At 52.4% G+C, this 800-nt stretch carries 1 protein-coding gene; it reads left to right on the top strand.

All coding sequences use genetic code 11. The annotated features are described in order from the left end of the window. Positions 1-84 precede the first annotated feature (84 nt). A partial coding sequence (locus tag H8S55_RS13880; protein ID WP_186879360.1) for a DUF3991 and TOPRIM domain-containing protein occupies positions 85-800 on the top strand: 716 nt, incomplete at its 3' end.

The following is an 800-nucleotide window of genomic DNA, read 5'->3' as shown; positions in this document are numbered from 1 at the left end:
TGCCGCCCGATTTAACGAGCGTACAGAGGAACAAAAGCTCCAAAATCGACCCCAAACACGACAGAAAAAGGAGGAACTATCCCGATGAATTACACCCAAGCACAGATTGACCGGGCAAACGCCGTCAGTCTGGAAGATTTTCTCCGCACACAGGGAGAGACACTTATCAAAAGCGGACGGGAATACCGTTGGAAAGAACATGACAGCCTGACCGTCCGGGGAAACAAGTGGTTTCGCCACAGCCAGAGCAAGGGCGGCTATCCCATTGATTTCGTCATGGAGTTTTACGGCAAGTCCTTTCCCGAAGCTGTTCAGATGTTGACAGGCGAAAACGGCGAGGGACAGACCGAAGCCACCACAGCACCGCCCACAGCGTTTCACTTGCCCTTGCACAACAGGACAGCCGACAGAGCAATCCAATATCTCACAGAAAGCCGAGGTCTCAACAAAACGCTTGTTGAGGCTTTTCTTCTTTCCGGGGATATTTACGAGGACGCAAAGCGGCACAATGTTGTGTTTGTCGGCAGAGACCGAAGCGGTACACCGAGATACGCCCATGTGCGAGGAACGGCAGACCCATTCAGACAGGACATTGCCGGGTCTGACAAATCCTATCCGTTCCGACACGAGGGTAATGGCAATCAGCTCTTTGTCTTTGAAGCGCCGATTGACCTGTTATCGTTTATCTGCCTTTATCCGCAGGACTGGCAGACAAGGAGCTATCTTGCCCTGGGCGGCGTTTCTGGCAAAGCCCTTGACCGTTTTCTTTCTGAGCGCAAGGACACCCAAAAAGTGTTCCT

The organism is Flintibacter faecis, assembly GCF_014287875.1.
Lineage (GTDB): Bacteria > Bacillota > Clostridia > Oscillospirales > Oscillospiraceae > Lawsonibacter > Lawsonibacter faecis_A.
This window is presented reverse-complemented; position numbering and strand designations above follow the sequence as displayed.